Here is a 24,219-nt window from a genome sequence, read left to right as displayed (position 1 = left end):
CATGCGGCCATTATACCATATCTATATTCGTACCGGGTTAATAATGTAACCTGACCATGCCTGCTGAGTATCCTGCTTTAAATCCCCGCCCGTACAAACAATAATATACTTGGGTAATTTTTTGTGTTCCGGCTTTACATGACCATGAAGATAAACATCTCGAACCTCATTCAGTGATTGCCTTACTGATTGTTCGCTACTATCCCAATCTCTTCGCCCCAAATCCCCTTGCTTGACTACGAACAAGAAGAGAGCTTTGTCTCCCGTTTCAGGATGCTTTCCTACCGCAGCGACATCCACCCCTCCTTGCCTGACACCTTTTTGCGGTTGACTAATGGGAGAAATTGACATCGACAAAAGGAGATCGGGCAGAAGAGCATCCAACTCATCTGACTCTTTTAGTAGAGCCAAGTATTCGCGCAATATCAGTTTCATTCGTTGCCTCTCTTGGCGATTCTGAAACCAAAACGCTCCATTGCTGCCTCGACTGGGTGCATGACTTCACTTTTAGGCAATTCCATATATGTCGAATATGCTCCGAGCTTCGAGACCTCCGAATACTGATCACCCGCCAAATGAAACGATCCCGTCCCGTGCTTGAGATAGATCTTTGTCGCCAACTGCGAGATTATCGAGTCCTTCTGGGCATGCTCCATTTCCTGGCTCATCTTTACTTGCTTTTCATACATAATTCTCTGATATTTTTGACGAGCGGGATTCATTTCTTTTAGAGGAGGCAGACCGTTACGTACATTTTCATCAGCTTCTATATCTCGAACTAACTGGCCCACCAAAAGCTTTCTGTGTTTGCTTTTGGTATGAGTAGAGATATCCTTCATAAAATCGATAACTTTTCCTGGATAGTTCTCTCCAATATGGTTTTTGAAAACCGAATAAACTAGGCCTTTGATTTTTTTATCCTGCGGAGATTTATCCAGGATAGAAAAACATAGGCTGCAGAGCTGATCTGGATTAATGACGTACCCAAGAATTTTCCTGCAAACATACAGACAATCACTGTGGGACATTTTCTTTAACTCATGCCTATCAAGTTTTATACCCTGAATTTTATGAACGTAGCAGTACGATAAAATTTCTGCCGCTGTTTCGTGCATTTTCCAATCATCGTGATTGAGCAACCTGGTTAACATTCCCTCAAATTCTTCTCTATTTTGGATAATGTCAGGGATAGTCGAATTAAAAAGATCACCGATTTTGTATTTCCTTGGAATATATTCATCCCGCAGAATCCACAAAGTTAAAAACTGCTCGACAAGGGCAAAATTACCATTCTTTGTTATCAATCTATGCAAAACCCAATCTAAGTGGTCAACAATCCCTTTATGATCAGGAGATACCTCAGTGAGATTGAGCAACATTTTTCTTGCCCATACCTCTTCCTGCTCAGCGGGCTCCAATCGGAACAAAATATCCGAAATCGCATATTGAATTTCTGGAGACTTTCTAGTTGATAATTGAATCAACCTCTCTATCAGTGAATTGCAGTATGGCGCAAGTGATTTATAGGCATGGACAACTATACGCGTAACCTTATCAGAACCTTTATTTTCCAACTCTTCTAGAAGCTCAATACTTTTCACAACCAGCTCTCGGTTATCGTTAGACCCGTAATCTAAGCCACCTAACGCATCCGCAACCGCCATCAGGACATTTTCTGAACTATGACCGATCAAACCACTTAATTCTGATTGGATCTCGTGTTCCTGCCCCTTTGCAAAATCACGGTATAAGTTTGCAATATAGTCAGTCGTATAGGGCTCACCCTCATCAATCAGACTATTGAGCAAATCTCTCGCAAAACCAGGTTGTTTTGAAACGAGACCCCGAAACGGCGCGAATTGTGTGTACGCTGCCATATCACCCTGCATGCTGGTATTGAGGCTTCTTATAAGGCCCATCACAGAGTGAACATTAAGACTCATCTCTGGTAACACGTTCTCGAAGATATGGGTCACATTAAATGGACTGAATCCTTCTTCAACTGCCAAGGAAGCCATCAGGCAGAGATTAATATTAGCTTCGTCATTCAGGCTTAAGATAAGTGCTGGCAGTGTTTTTGTTTCCGCTTGGTATTCGCCCCACCAAAATTCATGGAGTTCGTCAAAAAATGCCTTTGGATCATCTTTTTTAGATAACAATGAACGTCTGATTTCTTCCATAATCTTATAATTCAGCACTCGAATTCAAAAACCCGCAATGGGGTACTCTCTACCTACATTACAAAAAGCTTCCCAAAGCTCCTCACCATGCAATGCCAAATCTATCCTTCATCTCACCTGTTCTGGCCCAAGGTTCTCCAGGCAGTTGATCAATAAAGGTGGTAAAGACGTGGCGAAATGCCTGTGCAGTAAATGCCTCATCCACTGCTTCCGCCTGCTCAGCAGACAATAAAGGACGCATATCAAGCAAAAATCGTGGCTTGGCCAGCTTTGCGAACATACGCTGTTGAGCCTCTGCCCGTGTAATGGTCTGGTCAGATAGGTCAAGGTATCGTCCGAAAAGCTCTATGGTACGATCTACATCAAGCGCTTTTGAAACGGCTAACGCGTGGGATAAATCGTATAAGTCACGGCCCTTATCGCGCTGAAGCAATGCCCTTAACTTCGTTGCGAGCATTTCTTCCCATGAGAATGTTGGAATGCCGGTTTCTCCCGAAAACCAGGGATTTTCTACCCTTAGCGGGAGCTCAATAGGTGCGTCGTAGGCTTCGATTTCACGGGTATTGATTTCGACCTTCAAGCGAATAGGCGCCCCACCGTCCTCCGGCTCGATCCGAAAGCGAAATTTCGGTGCGATGGGACTCTGATCAAATTGCGCCCTTCCCATCCATGGCTCAAGAACCACTCGCAACTGATCCAGTAACAGTCCGATTGGCCCTGCGGTGGTACGCACAAGGTCAATATCCTCCGAATATCGAAGCGGTGCGGGAAAATGTAGTTTATTAAGCGCCGTGCCGCCGCGAAACCGCAATTCTTTCTGCAGCATTTCATCGGAGAAAATCTCAATCAGAGCACGACTGATGATCAGATCCTGCTCGACCTGTCGTGGGTCTGCCCAGGGAACGACATTTCCCCAGGCAACAAGATTCTGAGTTGGAATCATTCGTCCGTCTCCGGTTCTCGTCGCACAATGACCCGCCAGCGTTCATTGCGTTCCAGAGGCTCCGGTGCGAAATCCGGGTCACTCGCTTCTTTCCGGTCCAGCTCCGTCCAACGCGGACTTCCCGTCGCCAGCAGAGAGGAACGCATTGAATGGGTGACTTGATCGTGTCCTAGTCGGTCCAGCAAATAACCAAGGCGTTGGACGACCGGTCTTTCCATTACCGTCGACAAAATCCCAAGTTGCTCACTATCAATAGCAGCCCCAAGATCAGAAAGAACGGTGGCAATATTATCGATACCGCCAGAAGCCTGTGGATAACGTAATAAATCAAACGCAGTGAGTGCGGCTGAAGATACCTTCATCATACCGGTATCCGTTTTACGTTCTTCAATACCCACCTGCACCGTCGCCACCTCTTTACGGTAATAGAATGCAATCAGGTTGCGTCCGGCGCGAATCCTTGGCAAACGCTTGGCTGCAACGACCTGAAACTCCATAACGGCCTGGTGTGTCGCTCCGTGCAACTCGGCCGCCTTTAGAAGGCCCACATAGTAGGCCTGTTTCTCATGATGCATTAGAGCGTCGATATACCAGGCCGGTGGCGGCGCACCCCATGAAGCATACTGAGGAGGGACGATTACATAGAAGCCTCGCCGCGGGCTTAACAACGCTTTACGGCGCTGAAGCCGTCCGGCTGCATCCAGGAACGCACCACGTCCAATATCGAGCGCCTGCTTCGCTTCCTCGGCGGTAAACACCACCTTCCCCGATGAGAGCAGGGTACTAATATAGTTTGATAATGCTGACCGCTGATCGTAAACCATGTTTTATTATCCGCACTTAGCGCGGATATTTCAACATGATTTTCTGACGCCTAGCAATTCATTCTCATAAATCCGCGCTAAGTGCGTATTTCCTGACATGATTTACCTACTGGCGGTCTATCGACAATCCTGCAGTCTTAGTGAGGGTTGAGCGAGCGTCCTTCTCCCTACCCCGCCGGAACCCGCGATCCCGCGCCATAAAGGCCTCTAGCATATACAGGATCAGTATCACTGCTTTCACCGGCTCTCCGTAGGTCTGGGCGTGCAGTTCGGCATAGCGCTCCAGGTCCGCCTTCAGGGTCGCCGGGCAGGCAAAGGTCAGTTTGACGGTTTCGGTCTTGGGCAATGGCCCCAGCCGCAGTTTGTTGGTGGTCATGGCGTAGTCCCCCGCTGATAGATCATTGGTTGGTAAGGCCGCAACACCAGGTCGCGGTTGACGATAAGGCGCACCGGCAGGCCAGGACGGCTGGTCAGGGTGGGCTGGATATTGAGGTTGCGGCGGGTGACCTCCTGGCCGACCTGGTTGATGCTGTCTTGCGCGCTGTCCCGGCCGGCGATGACGACGCGGTCACCATCCTGGCGATTCTCGGGCGCGGCCAGTTCGGCGCCCACGCCCAGCAGTGTGGCCAGGGCGGCGCCGGCGAAGAGGCGATCCCAGTGCCAATCGACGCCATCGGCCAGCCCTGCGTAGCCGGCCATGCCGGAGGCCTCCAACCACACCTCGGTGAATTCCGCGAACGTCTTGGCACGGGACCAGGCGGCGTTTCTCCCGCTGCTTCTCCTGGGCAGGAGAGCGTCCTTCCTCCACAGCCTTGCGGGCATCCAGCAGACGCTCCCGCGCCAGGGCCAGGGAAATACCGCCCGGCCCGTAGCGACCCAGGGTGAGGGTTTCGCGGCGGCCATTGAGGCGGTAATCGTAGCGGAAGGTGACGGTGCCGATTTTCGACACCGTCACGTACATACCATCGCGGTCGGAGACCTTGTAGGGCGCGGCTTTGGGCTTGAGTTTGCGTAGGGCTGTATCGGTCAACATATCAGGCTTCTCCTGTTAACGGTTTGCTACCGTCAAGGGTCAGGAGCCCTGATGATGTCCCTAAGTTCTTGATATCAAAAGAAGTTAGGGCGTAGTTTTACCGTCATGCCGAAAAAAGGCATGACGGTAATTGGGAGAGTCTTAATTCGGGGAATTTGCGACACCGTCGCTTTTACCGACAAGTGTTTCTGCTTGCCGCCGATAGCCACCGATAGGTAATGAGACGTAAATTAATAAAAATCAAAAGCTTACGCCACTTTTCCGATAGCCGCCGATAGTCCCTGAAAGACCTTAATTCACTCCCACTCAATCGTAGCCGGCGGCTTGCTGGAAACGTCGTAAACCACCCGCGAGATATGCTCGATCTCGTTGATGATGCGATTGGACACCTTCTCGATCAGTTCGTAGGGCAGGTGCGCCCAGCGCGCGGTCATGAAGTCCACGGTTTCCACCGCGCGCAGTGCCACCACGTATTCGTAGCGGCGGCCGTCGCCCACTACGCCCACGGATTTGACCGGCAGGAACACCGCGAAGGCCTGGCTGGTCTTGTGGTACCAGTCGGCGTTGTGGAGTTCCTCGATAAAGATGGCGTCCGCCTCGCGCAGGATATCCGCGTATTCCTTTTTCACCTCGCCCAGGATGCGCACGCCCAGGCCCGGGCCGGGGAAGGGATGGCGATAGACCATATCGTAGGGCAGACCCAGCTCCAGGCCGATCTTGCGCACCTCGTCCTTGAACAGTTCGCGCAGCGGTTCCACCAGCTCCATCTTCATTTCTTCCGGGAGACCGCCGACGTTGTGGTGGGACTTGATCACGTGCGCCTTGCCGGTCTTGGCGGCGGCGGACTCGATCACGTCCGGGTAGATGGTGCCCTGGGCTAGGTAGTGGACGTCCTCAATTTTGGAGGCTTCCCTGTCGAAGATCTCGATAAAGGTGTTGCCTATAATCTTGCGCTTGGCTTCCGGGTCGTCTTCCCCCGCCAGGCGGGACAGGAAATCCTCCTCTGCATCGGAGCGGATCACCTTGACACCCATGTTGTCCGCGAACATTTCCATCACCTGCTCGCCCTCGCCCTTGCGCAGCAGGCCGTTGTCCACGAACACGCAGGTCAGCTGGTCGCCGATGGCCCTGTGCAGCAGCGCCGCTACCACCGAACTGTCGACGCCGCCGGACAGCCCCAGCAGCACCTTGCCACTGCCCACCTGCTCGCGCACCCGGGCCACCGAGTCCTCGATGATATTGGCCGGCGTCCAGAGTTTTTCGCAGCCGCACAACTGGATAACGAAGTGCTCATAGATACGCATACCCTGCAGGGTATGGGTCACTTCCGGGTGGAACTGCACCCCGTAGAAATTCTTCTCCGCGTTGTACATGCCGGCGATGGCGCAGGAGTCGGTGGACGCCATCAGTTCGAAGCCCGCCGGCATCTCGATCACCTTGTCGCCGTGGCTCATCCACACATCCAGCAGCGCGTGGCCGTCGCCGTCCAGGTGGTCCTTGATATCGTGCAGCAGCGCCGACTGGCCCTCGGCTTTTACCCGGGCGTAACCGAACTCGCGGATATTGCTGCCCTGTACCCTGCCCCCCAGTTGGTGGGCCATGGTCTGCATGCCGTAGCAGATACCCAGCACCGGTACTCCCAGCTCGAATACCACTTCCGGCGCCCGCGGCGAGCCCTCTTCCGGTACCGACTCGGGGCCGCCGGCGAGGATGATGCCCTGCGGGTTGTACTCGCGGATTTCCTCCTCGCTCATATCGAAAGCGCGGATCTCCGAGAAAACCCCCAGTTCGCGCACACGACGCGCGATCAACTGGGTGTACTGGGAACCGAAATCGAGAATCAGGATGCGGCTGGAGTGGATATCTTGGCTCATGGCTTACTCAGTAACTGTACAGGGAATCCCTAAACACAAACGGACCCCGCCGGGTCCGCTATTATTGGAAAAATTCTTGGTCATGCCGGGAGGCGGGCCTGCGGCCCGCAAGCGGAGCTGGAGCCTTCAGCGCTCGTCACAAACGGCTCCGCGCACCCGGGAATCAGCGCCCGCCAATCGGGTAGTTCGGCGCTTCCTTGGTGATGGTGACATCGTGGACGTGGGATTCCCCCATACCGGCGGAAGTGACGCGCACGAACTGCGGCCGGGTACGCATGGTTTCCATATCCAGGCTGCCGGTGTAGCCCATGGCCGAACGCAGGCCGCCCATCATCTGGTGCACGATGGCGGAGATGGGGCCCTTGTAGGGAACGCGCCCCTCGATCCCCTCCGGCACCAGCTTCTCGCCGCCCTTGCTGGCGTCCTGGAAGTAGCGATCGGCGGAGCCCTGGGTGCGGGACATAGCGCCCATGGAACCCATACCGCGGTAGGATTTGTAGGTGCGGCCCTGAAACAGCTCCACCTCGCCCGGCGCCTCTTCGGTACCGGCCAGCATGGACCCCATCATCACCGAGTGGGCACCGGCGACAATCGCCTTGCAGATATCGCCGGAGAAGCGGATGCCGCCGTCGGCGATCAGCGGCACATCGGTACCCCGCAGTGCCCTGGCCACTTCGGCAATGGCGGTGACCTGCGGCACACCGATACCGGTGACGATACGGGTGGTACAGATGGAGCCGGGGCCGATGCCCACCTTGACCGCATCCGCACCGGCCTCCGCCAGCGCCGTGGCGGCTTCGGCCGTGGCGATATTGCCGCCGATCACATCCACCTGCGGATACTTTTCCTTGAGGCGGCGCACGCCATCGATCACGTTGCGGGAGTGGCCGTGGGCGGTATCCACCACCAGCACGTCCACGCCGGCTTCCACCAGCGCGGCAACGCGGTCATCGGTGTCCGGGCTGGTGCCGATGGAGGCGCCGACCCGCAGACTGCCGTCGCTGTCTTTACAGGAATTGGGATACTGTTCCGCCTTGTTGAAATCCTTGACGGTAATCAGGCCGCGGAGTTCGAAATTGTCATTGACCACCAGCACCTTCTCTATACGGTGCTTGTGAAGCAATTCCTGCACCCTTTCCGGCGCAGCGCCTTCTTTGACCGTTACCAGGCGATCGCCCGGGGTCATGATGCTGGCGACACTGGCATCCAGATCGGTCTGGAAACGCACGTCGCGGCTGGTGACGATGCCAACCAGGTCGCCCTTTTCCATCACCGGCACGCCGGAGATGTTGTGGTGCGATGTCAGGGCAATCAGTTCGCGCACGGTGGCGCTGGACTCGATGGTGATCGGATCCTGCACCACGCCGGCCTCGAACTTCTTGACCGCGCGCACCGCAAGCGCCTGATCTTCGATCGTCATGCTTTTGTGGATGATACCGATACCGCCTTCCTGGGCCAGGGCAATCGCCAGGCGCGATTCCGTGACCGTATCCATCGCCGCCGAGACCAGCGGGATGTTCAGGGAGATATTGCGGGACAGTTTGGTCTTCAAGGAGACATCCTTGGCGGTGACCTCGGAATAGCCGGGCACAAGAAGGACGTCGTCGAAAGTGAGGGCTTCGCGCGCGATGCGCAGACCGGGTTCAGACATGGACACTCAAACCTCGAGATAGCGGGATTGGGTATCGGCGCGATTATAGCCACATCGCCGCCTCCGCGAAAGCGAAAATTTACATTTCCGCCAATTCGGGCGCTCTGCTTTTACCCGGCGCCCGGATATTGCAATATTGGCCCGCCAAATTCCCGTCTGCGAGGCCGAAATGCCAGAGAGCGCCCGCCCGAACAACGACAGAAGCCAGAGCAACCGCAGTGTCCTCTCGGTCAGCGACCTGAACCGGGAAGTAAAGCACCTGCTGGAGAGCAGTATTCCCCTGCTCTGGGTCGGCGGCGAGATCTCCAACTTCGCCGCCCCCAGCTCCGGCCACTGGTACTTCACCCTCAAGGACGCGCGCGCCCAGGTACGCTGCGCCATGTTCCGCGGCCGCAACCGCAGCGTGCGCTTCCGGCCGGGTAACGGCCGCGAGGTGCTGCTGCGCTGCCGGGTGGGCCTGTACGAGGGCCGCGGTGAGTACCAGCTGATCGTCGAGCATATGGAGGAAGCGGGACTGGGGGCGCTGATGCGCCAACTGGAAGAGCTGAAGGCCAGGCTGCAGGCGGAGGGGCTGTTCGATCCCGCGCGCAAGAAGTCCCTGCCGTTCCTGCCCGCCAATATCGGCATCGTCACCTCCGCCACCGGCGCCGCGGTGCGGGACATGATCCAGATACTGGGGCGGCGCTACCCCGCCGCCGCAATCGAACTCTGGCCAGTGCCGGTGCAGGGCCGGGGCGCGGCGCAGCAGATCGCCGCGGCCATCGACAGCGCCGGCCGCAGCGGCCGCCACGACCTGCTGATCGTCGGTCGCGGCGGCGGCTCCCTGGAGGACCTGTGGCCCTTCAACGAGGAAATCGTGGCCCGCGCCCTCGCCGCCTGCCCGCTGCCCACCATCTCCGCGGTCGGCCACGAGACAGACACCACCATCGCCGACCTGGCCGCGGATGCCCGCGCGCCCACCCCCTCAGCGGCAGCCGAAATGGCCAGTGCCAATGCCGCCGAACTGCTGCAGACACTGGCGGCACTGCGCCAGCGCCTGGCGCGGGCCGCGCGCCTGCAGCTGCACCACCTGCGCCAGCAGGTGCAGTTGACCGGCAACCGCCTGCGCCATCCGCGGGAACAGCTGCAGAACCGCGCCCAGCGGCTGGATCACCTGGAGCTGCGGCTGCAGAGTGCTGCCCGCGGGCAACTGCAGGCGTACCGCCGGAACCTGAATGCCACCCGCCGCGCTTTCAGTCACTGCCATCCGGAGCGGGATATCAGCGTCGGCCGCAGCCGCCTGCAACTGGCCGGGCGGCACCTGGCGGGCGCCATGGAAACCCTGCTGCAACGCCGCCGCGAACAGCTCGGCCACACCGGGCAACTGCTGCACAATATCAGCCCACTGGCGGTGCTGGAGCGGGGTTACGCCCTCGTGCGCGACGAACAGGGCCGGGTGATCAAGAGCAGCCGGACGCTGCGCGCCGGCCAGCCGCTGCAGGTGCGCCTGGCGCAGGGCAGCTTCTCTGCACGCGTGGAGACGACCGACTGAGAGCGGCCAGAGCGCGCGGCAGGAAGAGAGCCTCCCCACACTATAATCCGGACGTAGATGGCGAGAGAAGCGGTCTATGTCGAACAGTCACCACAGGAATCCGCCGTTCCCCGGCCTGCTCGCAATCGCCGCGACCGCGCTCCTGTTTGCCCTCACTGCCTGCAACGGGCAACCACAGGGGAAGCGGGCAGGCGCCGACGAAGACGATGCCAAATCCGTCAACTACATCGAAACCGGCGACCTCAGCGATATCCGCAAACACGGCATCATCCGCTACGTCACCATGGTGGGCGCCAGCGAGGATATGCTGCCGCGCTCGGATATTGTCACCAGGCGGCATATCGATCTCGGCAACCGCCTGGCGCAGCGCCTGAGACTGGAACCCCGGTGGATCCAGGTGAACAGCGTTGCCGCGGCCATGGAACTGCTGCAGCGGGGGCGGGCCGACATGATGGTGGGCAATTTCGCCGATCTCGAGGTCAGGCGCCAACGGATCAATTTCTCCAATCCGATCCTGCAGGCCCGCCAGATACTGGCAACCGTTTCCTCCGGGCCGGATATCAGCTCTGTAGAAAAACTCAGGGACGTGGAAATCGTCGTTATCGGCGGCACCAGATACGTGGACACGGCACGGCGGATCATCGAGGAAAACCCGGACGCGAACCTCAGCATGCTAGAGGTGAAGGTGGCAGGCAACCCGGATCGGCTGGTGGACTTTCTCAAGGAAAAGAACAACCGGGTCACCATAGTGCACACCAACCTCGTAAAGGCAATGATCCAATACCGGGACGACGTGCGTATGGGGGCGCAGGTTTCCGAGGTGGACAACATTGCCTGGGGGCTACGCAAAAACTCCAGGCACCTGCTGAATACGGTGGACAACTTTCTCACAAAGGAGATGGTCAAGGGACGTCAGAAACGCATCGCAGACTGGCGGGAAATCAAGAAATCCGGAGTTATCCGCTTTCTCACCTACAACCGCTCCTCGGTTTACTTCCTCTGGAAAGGCGAGTTGATGGGCTTTGACTACGATCTCGCCAGGGCCTTTGCCACAAAACACAAGCTGCACCTGAAGGTCATCGTGGTTCCCTACGAGGAGACACTGATCGACTGGTTGAAAGCCGGTCGCGGGGATTTTGCCGGCGCGGTCAAGAATATCACCCAGAAGCGTCTGGATCAGGGAATCGTTTTCACCCAGTCCTACCGGGACACCCCCGAACAGGTGGTCAGTAACAGCGACAAGCCCACGATTGAAAAGGTCCAGGACCTGGCCGGGCGCACCCTGACACTGCGCGCCTTCTCCCCCTTTATCGACACGGCCCGGACCATTGAGGACAGCGGCATCGATGTGGAAGTGGAGATAGCCCCTCCCGAAGTGTCCGTCTCCCAGATTCTCAGTATGATCGCCGAGGGAGAGCTGGACGCAACAATCACCGACCATGACTTCATCAAAGTCGAGGCCTCGTTACGCCCCGAACTCACCCCGGGCACCATGGTCAGCGACCCCAGGCCCCAGGGCTGGATGGTGATGCCACAGAACTGGGAACTGCGAAAGAAACTCAATGAATTCCTGACCGAATACCGCAAAACCGAGGAATACGAACAAAAACTGGAAGCCTATTTCGAACCCAATAAATATCTTACCCAACGGGTCCGCGCGCGCATCATACCGGGCAAGGATCTTTCGCCTTTCGACGACCTCGTCAAGGCGTCTGCATTCGAACACAACTTTGACTGGCGCCTGGTAGTGGCACAGATGTGGCAGGAGAGCAACTTCAACCCCGAGGCCGTATCGCCGGTTGGCGCCCAGGGCCTGTTGCAGGTCATGCCAAAGACTGCCGAGGACATGGGCTACCCCCCACCACTGTTTGAACCCGAGCGCGGAATCAAGGCAGGAGTCAAATACCTGAACTGGGTGCGGGGCCGTTTTGATCCCACGCTTTCCCTGGAAAATTTACTCTGGTTTACCCTGGCCTCCTACAACGCCGGTTACGGACACCTGCTGGACGCACAGCGGTTGGCCGAACAACTGGGGCTCGATCCAAATATCTGGTTCGACAACGTCGAAACCGCCATGCTCAAACTGTCGGAACCGGAATATTTCCAGAATGCCCGCTACGGCTATGTGCGAGGCGCCGAACCGGTGCAGTATGTACGCGATATCAGCACTCTTTACGAGGCCTATACAGAGGTGGCCAGTGGCGAGGCTGCAAAGATAGGCGAACAGCCAACAAACAACAGGGAACAACTGCGGATTGCCCCGACATACATAGAATGCCGCCCCCCTCTGGTCTGCTCATTGATAGCTGCTCACTGATTATCGACTGTCAGCACTATCTTGCCGATATGTGTGCCGGACTCCATCAGCTGGTGGGCGTCCACCACCTCTTCCATCGGAAAAGTCGCGGCCAGCGCCGGACGGATCTCGCCCGTTGCAATCAGTGGCCAGACCCTTGACTCCAGGGCGCCGGCAATGGCCGCTTTCGCCGCCGCGGGTTGCGGTCTCAGGGTGGAGCCGGTAAGTGTCAGCCGCTTCAGCATTACCGGCAGCATATTCACCTGCACCCTGGCGCCCTGCAGGAAAGCGATATTGACAATGCGTCCGTCGCGGGCGGCGACCTGGATATTGCGATCGACATAATCGCCGCCCACCATATCGAGAACCACATCGACGCCCCGATCCCCGGTCGCCTCACGCACAACCTCGACAAAGTCCTCGCTCTTGTAATTGACCGCCTTTTCCGCACCCAGTTTTTCGCAGGCCGCGCACTTCTCATCCGAGCCGGCGGTGGTGAAAACGCGGGAACCCAGCGCGGTGGCAATCTGGATGGCGGTGGTACCGATACCGGAAGAGCCGCCGTGAACCAGCAGTGTCTCGCCCGGCTGTAGCCCGGCGCGGTCGAATACATTGCTCCAGACAGTGAAGAAGGTTTCCGGCAGCGCCGCCGCCTCCGTCATCGACAGGCCCTCCGGCACCGGCAGGCACTGGCTCGCCGGCACACAGACATACTCGGCGTAGCCACCGCCGTTGGCGAGCGCACAGACACGATCGCCGACCTTCCAGCGTTCCGCGCCCTCGCCCAGCCCGGCAACCTCGCCCGCCACTTCCAGGCCCATGATCGGTGAAGCGCCCGGGGGCGGCGGGTAGGAGCCCATGCGCTGGAATACATCCGGCCGGTTTACGCCGGCGGCGGCCACCCGGATCAGGACCTCGCCCTCTGTAGGCTCGGGCTTTTCACCCTCTGCCATCTTCATTACTTCCGGGCCGCCGTGTTCCGGCAGATCGATATAGCGCATAAATTGCTCCCCTGAAAACAATCGCGGCAATCGCCACGGATGGCGGGAATGCCGATTGTGCATGGAGCACAAAATCGGCCATGGACCGCGCCTACAAAGTACTGGCCAGCATTGTAGGAGCGGTCCATGGCCGAGATCAAAGGTTTGCGACTGTTTAGATATCGTAGTTGAACTCGAGGCCCATAACCCGTCCGCGTTTCAGCGGTGTGAAGGTGGAGTTGGGTCCGAGGGTCAGGGGCCCCAGCATCATCGGCAGCTGAGTGTCATTGCCCTCGACAACCTCGTCCAGCATATTCTTGCCGAACAGTGCCAGGCGATAGTTACCCTCCAGTGGCTCGAAGCCGATACTGAAATCCACCATTTCCGCTTCGCTCAGCATACCGCGGTTGTTGTCGGTATAGGCCGAGGCGTCGCGGTGGTTGTAGTTGATGCGGCTGGTGAGGGTGCCCAGGTTACCGAGCCCCAGGTCGTGCACCAGACCCAGGCCATAGGTCCAGGGCGCCAGGCGCGGGATATCCAGATCCCGATCCGCGCCGTCGACTACGGCATCGCCATTGAGATCGAACCAGACTTCATCGTAATTCCCATCCACATAGCCAACATTCATGGTCAACAGCAGGTTGTCGCCGACAGCGGCCAACGCTTCAAATTCGGCCCCCTGAATGGTGGCGTCGGCGGTATTGCGAATCAACTGTTCTACCGCGGAGGTATCGCTCGAGAGATTCACTTCCCGCTGCATATCGTAAATCTGGTTGTGGAACAGCGCCATATTGGTGCGCAGGGCGCCACCCAGGAAAACGGATTTGGCACCGACCTCGAAGCTTCTCTGCTCTTCCTGGTCCGTGGGGCCGGGCTGGTAGGGCGCTCCAGTAGAAGGGTCGATACCGGTATTGCGCATATTGTAACCGCCGCTGCGGAAACCCTTGGTCCAATAGCCGTAAACCTGGGAGTTGTCACTCAGGGTCCATTGCAGTCCGACCTTGGGAGTAAAGGCACTCCATGACTCGCTGTCCTCGAAATCATAACCACCGCAACCCTCCATAGTGCAGAGGTTCAGGGGAAGAGTGGCAATCTTCGCATCCTTCTCCTCTCTGGAGTAGCGGCCACCCAGGGTCAGCACCCAGGCCTCGTTCAGGTCGATATCCGCCTGGGTAAAAATACCCAGCGCTTCATGATCCTGCACACCGCCGCCGTTCATGATCAGCCCACCCCCCAAGAGCTCACGCCGCTCCAGATACATCAAGTCCTGGCTGAGCCAGTAGATGCCGGAGGTAACCGAAGTATTGCCAAAGCGGCCCGCGTAGCGCAGCTCGTTCGAGACCTGGCTCTGGTCAATGCCACTGCTGGAGTGGAAGGCATGTATCGGCAACGAGTCGATATCCGCTTCGCCCAGGGAGTCGTATTCACGCCAGGCGAGAATATTGGTAATGGTGCCGTTGCCGAAGGCCACATCCTGGGTGTACTCGGTGATGGCCTGATTCCATTCGGCCTCCGCCCATCCTTCCTTGTCGATGGCCAACTCAAAGGAATCCTCGCTGTTGTCCCAGTCTGTCACGCCAACCGACGCGGCGATTGCCTTGGACAGGTCGCCGCGGTTCTGCCCCGCAACGGGATCACCATCCATGCTGCCGGATTCGAAACGCAGCAACAGCTCCGCGGATTCGCCCAGGTCGATACTGAAGCTCGGACGCACAAACCAGACTTCGGTGGCACCGTAACTGTCGTTGCCGGTATATTTGTTCTCAAACCAGCCCTGGTCGTCCTTGTAGTAGGCGGTCAGGCGACCGCTGACGTTGTCGGTGAGTGAGCCGGAAACAGCCCCGGCCACAGTGTTTTCCTGGCTGTCGGTGGTGGACACACGGAACTTGCTGGTGAATTCTTCGGTGGGACGAGCAGTGCGTACGAGTACCGCACCGCCGGTGACGTTGCGGCCGAACAACAGGCCCTGGGGCCCGCGCAGTACCTCGACACTTTCCAGGTCAAAGGTGTCGAGAATGACACCGGCATTCATGCCCATGTACATGCCATCGACAAAAGTTCCCACGGTGGGGTCGATGGAAGGGATCGAGCTGTTAACGCCGAGACCCCGGATGGTAAAGTTAGCCGTGCCTTTGATGGTGCCCACATCGTCCATCTGCACGTTGGGCATTTTAAACGCCAGACTCTCCAGATCTCTGGTCTGAAGCGCCTCCAGCTGGTCGCTGGAGTAAGCGGTAGCCGCTACCGGCACCTCCTGCAGTTTTTCCCCCCGGGCGCGCTTGCGCGCGGTGACTTCAACCTCTTCCAGGATGGTCCCCACCGAACCCTCCGCGGCCTGGACACTGCCCACACCACAGGCCAGCGACAGGGCGGCGAACGAGCAGGTGGAAGCAATCGCTAAATTGGCTCTCGGATTAAATAGACGTCCCATGACTTTCTCTCCATTGCGCTGATTTATTTTTATTGATCATTGTTCAGCAACGGAAACACCGCGGCCGGTACTGCTATGGCTCCGGTTATTTTTATTCTCGGAACCCCGACCAGTTACCGCGCTGTCTGTAAGCCCCCTGATGCGGGAGATCCCCTGCAGATTACCCGATCAGGAAGTCGTGTAAAGGAAAATTGCCGTCGTTTATACACTTTATTAGTGACGACCGGGTTTCCTTTATCCCGATGACATTAAATACAGGTTAGTGGCACTCCCACCATTACCTCTCGGGTACAATAAGCCCGGCGTCAACGAAGAAATCATGTAGTAAAACTACCAATACAGTTTCAGAACTGGCGATTCCCCTCGGCCCAGCCGGCAAACGTCATTTCACTCTCCGCCAGTTCCCGCAACAGCGGCGCCGGCTCCCAGCAGTCGCCCCCGTACTGTGCCTGTAGATCGCAGATTGCAGCGTAAACCCCGCGCAGGCCCCGGCTATCGGCGTAGAACATGGGACCGCCCCGGTGCGCGGGAAAGCCGTAGCCGTAGATATAGACCACATCGATATCCCCGGGCCGCTGCGCTATGCCTTCCTCAAGTATCTTCGCGCCCTCGTTGACCAGGGCCAATAGCAGGCGCTCGCGAATCTCCGCATCGGTGAAAGTACGCCGTACCACATCGAATTCAGTGGCCTTTTCCTCAATCAGGGACGCGACCAGCGGGTCGGGTTTTCGCGACCGCGTTTCGGCGTCGTAACGGTAAAAGCCGGCACCGCTTTTCTGCCCCAGCCGGCCCTGTTCCACCAGCGCATCGGCAATACAGTAACTGCGCGGATCGCCTTTCTGTTCGTCGTCCAGCGACTGGCGCGCGCGGTAACCGATATCCAGCCCCGCCAGGTCCCCCACGGCGATCGGCCCCATGGCCATGCCCCAGGATTCCATTGCGCCGTCCACCTGCTCCGGCGAGGCGCCCTCGATCAGGCACAGTTGCGCCTGGCTGCCGTAGCGACGCAACATGCGATTGCCGATAAATCCGTAACAGACACCGGACAACACCGGCATCTTGCCGATGCGTTTGGCCAGCTTCATCGCGGTGGCCAGTACATCGTCCGCCGTCCTTTTTCCGCGTACCACTTCCAGCAGTTTCATGATGTTGGCAGGGCTGAAGAAGTGCAGTCCCACCACATCGTAGGGGCGCGCGGTGGCCGCGGCGATCGCATCCAGATCCTGGTAGGAAGTGTTGCTGGCGAGAATGGCACCGGGGCGACAGGTGCGGTCGAGCCGGGCAAAAACCTCGCGCTTTACATTCAGGTCTTCGAACACCGCCTCGATGACCAGGTCCACCTGCGCCAGGTCCCCGTAATCGGTGGTGCCGCGGATGGCGGCCAGACAGCGTTCTTTCTGTACTTCGTCCAGCTTGCCGCGCCGCACGGCGGTGGCGTAGTTGCGTTCGATCGCGGCGCGCCCACGCTCCAGGGCCTCGCCATTCATCTCAAGCAGGGTTACCGGGATACCGGCACTGGCAAAACACATGGCGATGCCGCCACCCATGGTACCGGCGCCGATAATGCCCACCGAGTGCACCGGCCGTGGCTCGACACCTTCCAGACCGTCTACCCTGGCCGCCTCGCGCTCGGCAAAGAAGACATGTCGCAGGGCATGCGATTGATCGGATTCCCTGCACTGCACAAACAGTTGGCGCTCGGTCTCGAGCCCCCGCTGCAGCGGCTGTTCGGTGGCCGCCTGAACCGCATCCACAATCAGTTGCGGCGCCAACTGGCCGCGGCTGCGCTTATCCAGTTGCTGCCGGAACTGGCTGAAAGTTTCCGCCCCGGCCGACGGTGCCGGCAGTTCGCCGACGCGCCTCGGGCCCGCCCTGCGATCGATGATTTCCCGCGCGTATTCCAGTGCGCGGGGCAACAGATCGGCGGCGCCGGTATCAAAGACCCGGTCGAGCAGACCCATTTTTTCGGCCTCTACAGCCGGTATCGGCTTGCCGCCGGAAATAATTTTCAGCGCTTTCTCTACACCCACCAATCGCGGCAACCGCTGGGTACCGCCGGCACCGGGGAGCAGCCCCAGTTTGACTTCCGGCAGGCCGACCCGGGCGCTGGCCAGTCCACACCGGTAATGGCAGGCCAGCGCCAGCTCCAGGCCGCCGCCGAGGGCCGTGCCGTGCAGCGACGCGATTACCGGCTTGTGGGACTGCTCGATCTGTTCGATCACCTCCGGCAGCGACGGCGGTTGCGGCGGCTTGTCGAATTCACTGATATCCGCGCCGGCGACAAAGGTGCGGCCGTCGCAGATCAGCAGCAGTGCCTCGCTGGCATCCTCCCGGGCGGCCGCAAACGCCTCCTGAATATCCCGGCGCAGCGCCGTGGACAGGGCATTCACCGGCGGGTTGTTCAGCCGGATAACGCCGATACCGTCGCGAATTTCGTAGTGAACCAGAGACATACTTCTCCCTTTTATATTCTGTCTAATCTCTCTGTTACAGCCGAGCCGCAGGGTGCGCCGTGCGCACCAATATCTCTTACTCAGTTGACGATGGGCACGCTGCGTTTTCAGGCGCGCTCCAAAACCAGCGCAATCCCCTGCCCCACACCGATACACATGGACACCAGCGCATAGCGCCCGCCGCTACGCTCCAGCTGCCGCATCGCCGTTAACACGATGCGCGCGCCGCTGGCACCCAGTGGATGGCCCACGGCGATGGCGCCGCCGTTGGGATTGACGCGCTCGTCGGCAAAATCGATCTCCAGTTGCCGCAGGCAACCCAGTACCTGCACCGCAAACGCCTCGTTGATCTCGATCAGGTCCATGTCCGCCAGGGCCAGGCCGGCGCGGGCCAGCACCTTGCGCGACGCCGGCACCGGCCCCAGCCCCATCAGCCGCGGCTCCACACCGGCGACGGCGGAGGCGACCACGCGGGCGCGGGGCTCGATACCGGCCACTTCCCCGATCCTGTGCGACCCCACAATCAGCGCCACGGCGCCGTCATTGATACCGGAGGCGTTGCCGGCGGTGACCACACCGCCGTCGAACAGCGGCTTCAGTTTTGCCAGTGCCGCCGCGTCACTGCCGGGGCGCGGGTGCTCGTCGCGATTCACCAACCGCTCTCCTTCCCCCCGGCGGCGGGCGGGCACGGCCACCGGCACTATTTCTTCGGTAAAGAATTCCCGCGCGCGGGCCGCCTCGAAGCGGGCCTGGGAGGCGGCAGCAAAGCGATCGCTCTCCTCGCGGCCTATGCCCAGTTCGGCGGCGATGTTGTCCGCGGTCTCGGGCATGGCGTGATTGCCGAAGCGCTCGGCAATCAGCGGATTGGTAAAGCGCGGCCCCAGGGTGGTATCGGCCAGTTGCTGGCCGCGGTCGAAGGCATTGGTGGCTTTCGACAGTACCAGCGGTGCGCGGCTCATGGACTCCACACCGCCGGCGACAAACAACTCGCCCTCCCCCGCGCGAACGCAGCGCGCCGCATCCGCCACCGCCGCCATACCGGAGCCGCACAGGCGGTTCACGGTCAGGCCGCCGGCCTGCAGCGGCAGCCCCGCGAGCAGCCCGGCAAAGCGGGCCACATTGCGACAGTCCTCACCGGCCTGGTTGCTGTTGCCCGCGATCAGGTCCTCGCAGCGCTGCCTGTCGAACGGGTTGCGCGCCACCAGCTCCGACACCACCCGCGCCAGCAGGTCGTCCGGGCGCACCGCCGCCAGGCTGCCGCCGTGGCGGCCGAAGGCCGTGCGACCGCCGTCGTAGATATAGGCGCTCATACCCGCATCTCCCGTGGAGCCCTTTTCGCTCGCTGCACCAATGGCGGTGAATACATCGCCATGGTCACAACCGAACTACCTGCCGCTTATTGATACACAGAACCCAAAAGTAATTCAACCGTTCCGCAGTGCAGAATTTAGTGTTAGCGTAGTGAAATACCCAACGGATAAAACGGGGAGGCCGGGAAACCATGATCCGCGACCGGGAAACGCTGACGCAGTTGCTGGATACCATCGCCCGCTTTGTACGCGAGCGGCTGGTGCCGGCGGAATCGCAGGTGGCGGAAACAGACGCCATCCCGGCGCCGCTGGTGGAGGAAATGAAAGCCCTCGGGCTCTTCGGCCTCACCATCCCGGAGAAATACGGCGGCCTGGGGCTGACAATGGAGGAGGAGGCGCTGGCGGCCATCGAGCTGGGGCGCACCTCGCCGGCCTTCCGCTCGCTGATCGGCACCAATAACGGTATCGGCTCCGCCGCCATCGCCTTCGACGGCACCGAATCGCAGAAGCGCAGCTACCTGCCCCGCTACGCCAGCGGCGAGCTGATCGGCTCCTTCTGCCTCACCGAACCGGACGCGGGCTCCGACGCCGCGTCGATACAGACCTCGGCGGTGCGCGACGGCGACCACTACCGCCTCAACGGCACCAAGCGCTTTATCACCAACGCCCCCCGCGCCGGTACCTTCACGGTGATGGCGCGCACCGATCCGTCGATCAAGGGCGCCCGCGGCGTATCCGCTTTTATCGTCGATGCCGACACACCGGGTATCGGCCTGGGCGCGAAGGACAAAAAAATGGGCCAGTCCGGCGCCCACACCTGCGACGTGATTTTCGAGGATGTGCGGGTACCGGCGGAGAACCTGATCGGCGGCCGCGAGGGCGAGGGATTCGCCACTTCGATGAAAGTACTGGACCGGGGACGGCTGCATATCGCCGCCCTCTGCGTGGGCACCGCCGAGCGGCTGATCGACGACGCCCTGCGCTACGCCGCCGAGCGTCGACAGTTCGGCAAGCCCATCGGCGAGCACCAGTTGATCCAGGCCATGCTGGCGGATTCCCGCACCGAGGCCTACGCCGCGCGGACCATGGTGCTCGACGCCGCGCGCCGGCGGGACGACGGCGAAGCCACCGGCACCCTGTCTTCCTGCTGCAAACTCTTCGCCACCGAGATGGTCGGCCGGGTGGCCGACCGCGCGGTGCAGATTCACGGCGGCGCCGGCTATATCGCCGACTATGGAGTAGAACGCTTCTATCGCGATGTGCGCCTCTTCCGCCTCTACGAGGGCACATCGGAAATCCAGCGCACCATCATCGCCCGGAACATGATGCGCACAATAAGCTGAGGGGAAAAATATGGAGACGAGCTTCAACGAAGGGGAACTGGCCTTCCGCGACCAGGTGCGGGCATTCCTGCACGACGCACTGCCGGCGGATATCCAGCGCAAAACCCTGCGCGGCCTACACCTGGAAAAAGAAGACTATGTGCGCTGGCAGAAAATCCTCTACCGACAGGGCTGGGCCGCGGTCAACTGGCCGGTGGAGTACGGCGGCACCGGCTGGAACGCGACACAGAAAGCCATCTGGGCCGACGAGTGCGCCCGCGCCGGCGCACCGGAAGTGCTGCCATTCGGCATGAAAATGGTGGCGCCGGTCATCTACAGCTACGGCAGCGAGGAACAGAAACAGCGTTTCCTGCCGGATATTCTCGCCAGCAATGTCTGGTGGTGCCAGGGCTACTCCGAACCCAACGCCGGCTCGGACCTGGCCTCCCTGAAAACCACCGCCGTGCGCGACGGCGATCACTATATCGTCAACGGCACCAAGACCTGGACCACCCTGGCCCAGTTCGCCGACTGGATTTTCTGCCTGGTGCGCACCGGTGGACCGGAAGTGAAAAACCAGCAGGCCATCAGCTTCCTTCTTGTCGATATGAAATCCCCCGGTATCACCGTCTCGCCGATCCATACGCTGGACGGCTACCCGGAAGTCAACGAGGTGCACTTCAACAATGTGCGCGTGCCGGTGGAAAACCGCATCGGCGAGGAGGGCCGCGGCTGGACCTACGCCAAGGTGCTGCTGACCCACGAGCGCACCGGCATTGCGCGGGTGCCGCAGACCCGGCGGCGCCTGGAAGCGGCGCGCGAACTGGCCGCGGAAACCGGCGACGGCGGCCCCACCCTGCTGGAAAACCCCGCCTTCGCACAGAAACTGGCGGAAACCGAAATCGAACTGCTCGCGCTGGAGTACACCGAGCTGCGCACCCTGGCCGCGGTCAGCACCGGCCAGGCGCCGGGACCGGAATCCTCGATCCTGAAAATCAAGGGCACCGAGGTGGCGCAGCAGGTGGACGAGCTGCACGTGGAAATTGCCGGCTACTACGGCATGCCCTTTGTGCCGGAGCAGTTCAGTGACGGTTTCGACGGCGAGCATATCGGGCCGGGCGACGCCGCCGCCAGTTGGCTGCGCTATTTCAACAACCGCAAGGCCTCCATCTACGGCGGCAGCAACGAAATCCAGAAAAACATTATCTGCAAGGCCGTGCTGGGTCTGGGAGGCTAACGCAATGGACTTCAACTACAGCGAAGAACAACAGATGCTGGCGGACAGCGTGCGCCGCTTCGTGCAGCAGGACTACGATTTCGACAGCCGCCGGCAGGTCGTCGACGGCGAGGATTTTTTCAGCCGCGCACACTGGCAGACTTTCGCCGAGCTGGGCTGGCTGATGGTGCCCTTCGCCGAGGAGGACGGCGGTCTCGGCGGCAACGCCGTGGACCTGCTGCCGGTAATGGAGGAATTCGGCAAGGGCATGGTGGTGGAACCTTTCCTGCCCTGCGCGGTACTCGCCGGCGGCCTGCTGGCCGAGTGCGGCAGCGATACGCAGAAGGCGGAACTGCTGCCGGCGCTGGTCGAGGGCCGCCTCCAACTGGCATTCGCCTTTGCCGAACCCCAGGGCCGCTTCAATCTGGCGGATATCGACTGCCGAGCGACCCGCGACGGCGATCACTACCGGCTGAACGGCCACAAGTCCGTGGTACTGAACGGCGGCGCCGCGGAGCAGCTGGTCGTGGCCGCGCGCACCGGTGGCGACCGCTGCGACCGGGAGGGCATCAGCCTGTTCCTGGTGGATGTGGAATCTGAGGGCGTGACGCGGCGCCGCTACAAAAACGTCGACGGTCACGGCGCCGCGGATATCTGGCTGCGCGACGTACGCGTAGCCGAAGCAGCGCGTCTGGGAGAAGAGGGAAAAGCCCTGCCGGCGATCGAAAAAATGATAGACCGCGCCACGCTCGCGGTCTGCGCCGAGGCGGTGGGCGCTATGGACAGCGCGCTGGAAAAAACCCTGGAGTACACCCGCACACGCAAACAGTTCGGCCGGCCCATCGCCAGCTTCCAGGCGCTGCAACACCGCATGGCGGAGATGTTCATCGAGTGCGAGCAGGCCCGCTCCATGCTGTTGATGGCGGCCACGCAACTGGATGCCAACGGCGGCGTGGCGCCGCGGGCGGTATCGGCGGCCAAGAGCCGCATCGGCCGGGCGGCGCGCGCGGTGGGGCAGGAAGCGGTGCAACTGCACGGCGGTATCGGCGTCACCGACGAGCTGGATGTGGCGCACCTGTTCAAGCGGCTGACCGCGGTCCAGTACCTGTTCGGCAGCACCAACTTTCACACCGCGCGCTTTATGCACTAAAGTTTCGGGGTTCAGTTCCGGGAGCCGGAGCGGGGTGCCTCCTCCAACTCCGGGTAAACCGGAAACACTTCAGTAGCGGATCAGCGTCGCCTCGATATTGCGCACCATGTTTTTCAGCAGCGGGGCGACTTCCCGGATCAGGAATTCCGGCTCCAGCCGGTAGGCCGGTCCGCCGGCGTTGAAGGCGAACACCTGCCCCTGGCTCAGTTTCAGGGGCACGGCCACGCCATTGAGGTCCCGATCCCACTCGCCGAAAGAAGTGCAGAAACCGCGCTCGTGAAAACTCTCCACGGCGGCGTCGATACCGGCCTTGACCTCCGCCCACTTTTCTCCGGACTTGCGCTCGATATAACTTTCGAAGTAGCGGCGCTCGTCCTCGGGCAATGCCGCCAGGTAGGCGCGGCCCATGGCGCTGGTGGGCAGGGGCACCCGGTTGCCGATTTCGTGGCGGAAGGTGGTGACTTTTTCCGGCGCGCAGTATTCCACGTAGATCATTTCCAGCCGATCGCGATCGGCGAGCCCCACGGAAGTGCCGGTGTTGTTGGCCAGCTCCTGCATCATGGGCCTGGCCACCTGGCGGATGGCGAGGTTGGACACGAAGGCGTAGCCCAGAGCCAGTACACCGCTGCCGAGCTGGTATTTTTCCAGCCGTTCGGAATAGCTCAGGTAACCGAGTTTGGTCAGGGTGTAGGTGAGGCGGGAGACACTGGACTTGGGCACGCCGGTGCGCTCGGCAATTTCCTGGTTGCCGAGAAAACCGTCACCGGGCTGGAAAGCCCGCAGTACATCCAGACCGCGCGCCAGCGCCTCGATAAACTTGCGATCGCTGGCTTCGCCTTTCTCTCGCGGCAGTCCGGTGATTGAGTTCATACTGTGCCTTCTTCCCGTCCAGAGGCACATTATACATACTCGGTCCGGATTTCGGCGAAGCCCCGTAGGAGCCTGCTCGCAGGCTCCTACGGCCGGGGACCATTTACATGTGTAGATACCATCTGTCCCTACATCCCTCAAGGGGCTATCTGGCC

18 protein-coding genes and 1 pseudogene are annotated in these 24,219 nt (G+C 59.9%); 5 read left to right on the top strand and 14 right to left on the bottom strand.

Annotation, left to right across the window (positions count from 1 at the left end):
* Nucleotides 1-21: 21 nt before the first annotated feature.
* The 9 genes and pseudogenes from OQE62_RS18225 to guaB form a co-directional block, all read right to left on the bottom strand.
* Entirely contained in the window at nucleotides 22-435 is a 414-nt protein-coding gene (locus OQE62_RS18225) for a hypothetical protein (protein WP_265723475.1), read from the bottom strand.
* On the bottom strand, nucleotides 432-2,180 hold the full coding sequence (locus OQE62_RS18220) for a hypothetical protein (RefSeq protein WP_265723474.1): 1,749 nt from the start codon (nucleotides 2,178-2,180) through the stop codon (nucleotides 432-434). The genes OQE62_RS18225 and OQE62_RS18220 overlap by 4 nt, the downstream gene beginning before the upstream one ends.
* Before the next feature lie 82 nt (nucleotides 2,181-2,262).
* A complete protein-coding gene (locus tag OQE62_RS18215) occupies nucleotides 2,263-3,123 on the bottom strand; it encodes a nucleotidyl transferase AbiEii/AbiGii toxin family protein (protein WP_265723473.1) in 861 nt (286 codons plus the stop codon).
* A complete protein-coding gene (locus OQE62_RS18210; protein WP_265723472.1) occupies nucleotides 3,120-3,947 on the bottom strand; it encodes a type IV toxin-antitoxin system AbiEi family antitoxin domain-containing protein in 828 nt (275 codons plus the stop codon). Before OQE62_RS18210 ends, OQE62_RS18215 begins: the two co-directional genes overlap by 4 nt.
* A gap of 106 nt (nucleotides 3,948-4,053) precedes the next feature.
* On the bottom strand, nucleotides 4,054-4,323 hold the full coding sequence (locus OQE62_RS18205; RefSeq protein ID WP_265723471.1) for a DUF2274 domain-containing protein: 270 nt from the start codon (nucleotides 4,321-4,323) through the stop codon (nucleotides 4,054-4,056).
* The gene (locus tag OQE62_RS18200; protein ID WP_265723476.1) at nucleotides 4,320-4,769 is read right to left on the bottom strand and encodes a TrbI/VirB10 family protein; all 450 of its coding nucleotides are present in this window, start codon (nucleotides 4,767-4,769) and stop codon (nucleotides 4,320-4,322) included. Before OQE62_RS18200 ends, OQE62_RS18205 begins: the two co-directional genes overlap by 4 nt.
* Nucleotides 4,726-4,980: pseudogene (locus OQE62_RS18195) on the bottom strand (Arm DNA-binding domain-containing protein); the annotation flags it as partial. The pseudogene OQE62_RS18195 and the gene OQE62_RS18200, both read right to left, overlap by 44 nt.
* A gap of 296 nt (nucleotides 4,981-5,276) precedes the next feature.
* On the bottom strand, nucleotides 5,277-6,854 hold the full coding sequence (gene guaA, locus OQE62_RS18190) for a glutamine-hydrolyzing GMP synthase (protein WP_265723470.1): 1,578 nt from the start codon (nucleotides 6,852-6,854) through the stop codon (nucleotides 5,277-5,279).
* Between the two features lie 163 nt (nucleotides 6,855-7,017).
* A complete protein-coding gene (gene guaB / locus OQE62_RS18185; protein WP_265723469.1) occupies nucleotides 7,018-8,505 on the bottom strand; it encodes an IMP dehydrogenase in 1,488 nt (495 codons plus the stop codon).
* A gap of 169 nt (nucleotides 8,506-8,674) precedes the next feature.
* Here guaB and xseA point away from each other — a divergent pair, with 169 nt between their 5' ends.
* Nucleotides 8,675-10,036 (top strand): exodeoxyribonuclease VII large subunit, encoded by a 1,362-nt coding sequence (xseA, locus tag OQE62_RS18180; RefSeq protein WP_265723468.1) that lies wholly within the window; start codon nucleotides 8,675-8,677, stop codon nucleotides 10,034-10,036.
* Between the two features lie 76 nt (nucleotides 10,037-10,112).
* Entirely contained in the window at nucleotides 10,113-12,353 is a 2,241-nt protein-coding gene (locus tag OQE62_RS18175) for a transporter substrate-binding domain-containing protein (protein WP_265723467.1), read from the top strand.
* On the opposite strand, the gene OQE62_RS18170 is transcribed toward OQE62_RS18175, so the two are convergent.
* The 4 genes from OQE62_RS18170 to OQE62_RS18155 all read right to left on the bottom strand — a co-directional run bounded on the left by OQE62_RS18170 (nucleotide 12,347) and on the right by OQE62_RS18155 (nucleotide 19,506).
* A complete protein-coding gene (locus tag OQE62_RS18170) occupies nucleotides 12,347-13,333 on the bottom strand; it encodes an NAD(P)H-quinone oxidoreductase (protein WP_265723466.1) in 987 nt (328 codons plus the stop codon). The two genes, OQE62_RS18175 and OQE62_RS18170, sit on opposite strands and share 7 nt — an antisense overlap.
* Before the next feature lie 154 nt (nucleotides 13,334-13,487).
* On the bottom strand, nucleotides 13,488-15,743 hold the full coding sequence (locus OQE62_RS18165) for a TonB-dependent receptor (protein WP_265723465.1): 2,256 nt from the start codon (nucleotides 15,741-15,743) through the stop codon (nucleotides 13,488-13,490).
* A 344-nt stretch (nucleotides 15,744-16,087) separates the two neighbouring features.
* The gene (locus tag OQE62_RS18160; RefSeq protein ID WP_265723464.1) at nucleotides 16,088-18,196 is read right to left on the bottom strand and encodes a 3-hydroxyacyl-CoA dehydrogenase NAD-binding domain-containing protein; all 2,109 of its coding nucleotides are present in this window, start codon (nucleotides 18,194-18,196) and stop codon (nucleotides 16,088-16,090) included.
* Between the two features lie 107 nt (nucleotides 18,197-18,303).
* The gene (locus tag OQE62_RS18155; protein ID WP_265723463.1) at nucleotides 18,304-19,506 is read right to left on the bottom strand and encodes an acetyl-CoA C-acyltransferase; all 1,203 of its coding nucleotides are present in this window, start codon (nucleotides 19,504-19,506) and stop codon (nucleotides 18,304-18,306) included.
* 191 nt (nucleotides 19,507-19,697) lie between these two features.
* Between OQE62_RS18155 and OQE62_RS18150 the strand changes: the two genes are divergently transcribed.
* Genes OQE62_RS18150 through OQE62_RS18140 form a run of 3 tightly spaced genes read left to right on the top strand, consistent with a single transcriptional unit; the run spans nucleotide 19,698 to nucleotide 23,194 of the window.
* On the top strand, nucleotides 19,698-20,849 hold the full coding sequence (locus tag OQE62_RS18150) for an acyl-CoA dehydrogenase family protein (protein ID WP_265723462.1): 1,152 nt from the start codon (nucleotides 19,698-19,700) through the stop codon (nucleotides 20,847-20,849).
* Between the two features lie 10 nt (nucleotides 20,850-20,859).
* The gene (locus OQE62_RS18145) at nucleotides 20,860-22,065 is read left to right on the top strand and encodes an acyl-CoA dehydrogenase family protein (RefSeq protein WP_265723461.1); all 1,206 of its coding nucleotides are present in this window, start codon (nucleotides 20,860-20,862) and stop codon (nucleotides 22,063-22,065) included.
* 4 nt (nucleotides 22,066-22,069) lie between these two features.
* The gene (locus OQE62_RS18140) at nucleotides 22,070-23,194 is read left to right on the top strand and encodes an acyl-CoA dehydrogenase family protein (RefSeq protein WP_265723460.1); all 1,125 of its coding nucleotides are present in this window, start codon (nucleotides 22,070-22,072) and stop codon (nucleotides 23,192-23,194) included.
* Between the two features lie 69 nt (nucleotides 23,195-23,263).
* Here the strand turns inward: OQE62_RS18140 and OQE62_RS18135 are convergent, their stop codons facing one another.
* A complete protein-coding gene (locus OQE62_RS18135; protein ID WP_265723459.1) occupies nucleotides 23,264-24,064 on the bottom strand; it encodes an IclR family transcriptional regulator in 801 nt (266 codons plus the stop codon).
* Nucleotides 24,065-24,219: the final 155 nt, after the last annotated feature.

This window comes from Microbulbifer halophilus (genome assembly GCF_026183675.1).
GTDB lineage: Bacteria > Pseudomonadota > Gammaproteobacteria > Pseudomonadales > Cellvibrionaceae > Microbulbifer > Microbulbifer halophilus.
The sequence above is the reverse complement of the archived record's forward strand: the minus strand, read 5'-3'. Positions and strand labels throughout refer to the sequence as shown.

What these genes read in the sequence shown, in the direction of transcription:
- OQE62_RS18170 (WP_265723466.1), bottom strand. Translation starts at nt 13,333, where the DNA reads ATGCGCTATATCGATCTGCCGGAACACGGCGGCCCGGAAGTAATGAAG.
- OQE62_RS18145 (WP_265723461.1), top strand. Translation starts at nt 20,860, where the DNA reads ATGGAGACGAGCTTCAACGAAGGGGAACTGGCCTTCCGCGACCAGGTG.
- OQE62_RS18135 (WP_265723459.1), bottom strand. Translation starts at nt 24,064, where the DNA reads ATGAACTCAATCACCGGACTGCCGCGAGAGAAAGGCGAAGCCAGCGAT.
- OQE62_RS18140 (WP_265723460.1), top strand. Translation starts at nt 22,070, where the DNA reads ATGGACTTCAACTACAGCGAAGAACAACAGATGCTGGCGGACAGCGTG.
- OQE62_RS18155 (WP_265723463.1), bottom strand. Translation starts at nt 19,506, where the DNA reads ATGAGCGCCTATATCTACGACGGCGGTCGCACGGCCTTCGGCCGCCAC.
- OQE62_RS18165 (WP_265723465.1), bottom strand. Translation starts at nt 15,743, where the DNA reads ATGGGACGTCTATTTAATCCGAGAGCCAATTTAGCGATTGCTTCCACC.
- guaA (WP_265723470.1), bottom strand. Translation starts at nt 6,854, where the DNA reads ATGAGCCAAGATATCCACTCCAGCCGCATCCTGATTCTCGATTTCGGT.
- OQE62_RS18215 (WP_265723473.1), bottom strand. Translation starts at nt 3,123, where the DNA reads ATGATTCCAACTCAGAATCTTGTTGCCTGGGGAAATGTCGTTCCCTGG.
- OQE62_RS18225 (WP_265723475.1), bottom strand. Translation starts at nt 435, where the DNA reads ATGAAACTGATATTGCGCGAATACTTGGCTCTACTAAAAGAGTCAGAT.
- OQE62_RS18175 (WP_265723467.1), top strand. Translation starts at nt 10,113, where the DNA reads ATGTCGAACAGTCACCACAGGAATCCGCCGTTCCCCGGCCTGCTCGCA.
- OQE62_RS18220 (WP_265723474.1), bottom strand. Translation starts at nt 2,180, where the DNA reads ATGGAAGAAATCAGACGTTCATTGTTATCTAAAAAAGATGATCCAAAG.
- OQE62_RS18205 (WP_265723471.1), bottom strand. Translation starts at nt 4,323, where the DNA reads ATGACCACCAACAAACTGCGGCTGGGGCCATTGCCCAAGACCGAAACC.
- xseA (WP_265723468.1), top strand. Translation starts at nt 8,675, where the DNA reads ATGCCAGAGAGCGCCCGCCCGAACAACGACAGAAGCCAGAGCAACCGC.
- OQE62_RS18210 (WP_265723472.1), bottom strand. Translation starts at nt 3,947, where the DNA reads ATGGTTTACGATCAGCGGTCAGCATTATCAAACTATATTAGTACCCTG.
- OQE62_RS18160 (WP_265723464.1), bottom strand. Translation starts at nt 18,196, where the DNA reads ATGTCTCTGGTTCACTACGAAATTCGCGACGGTATCGGCGTTATCCGG.
- guaB (WP_265723469.1), bottom strand. Translation starts at nt 8,505, where the DNA reads ATGTCTGAACCCGGTCTGCGCATCGCGCGCGAAGCCCTCACTTTCGAC.
- OQE62_RS18200 (WP_265723476.1), bottom strand. Translation starts at nt 4,769, where the DNA reads ATGCCCGCAAGGCTGTGGAGGAAGGACGCTCTCCTGCCCAGGAGAAGC.
- OQE62_RS18150 (WP_265723462.1), top strand. Translation starts at nt 19,698, where the DNA reads ATGATCCGCGACCGGGAAACGCTGACGCAGTTGCTGGATACCATCGCC.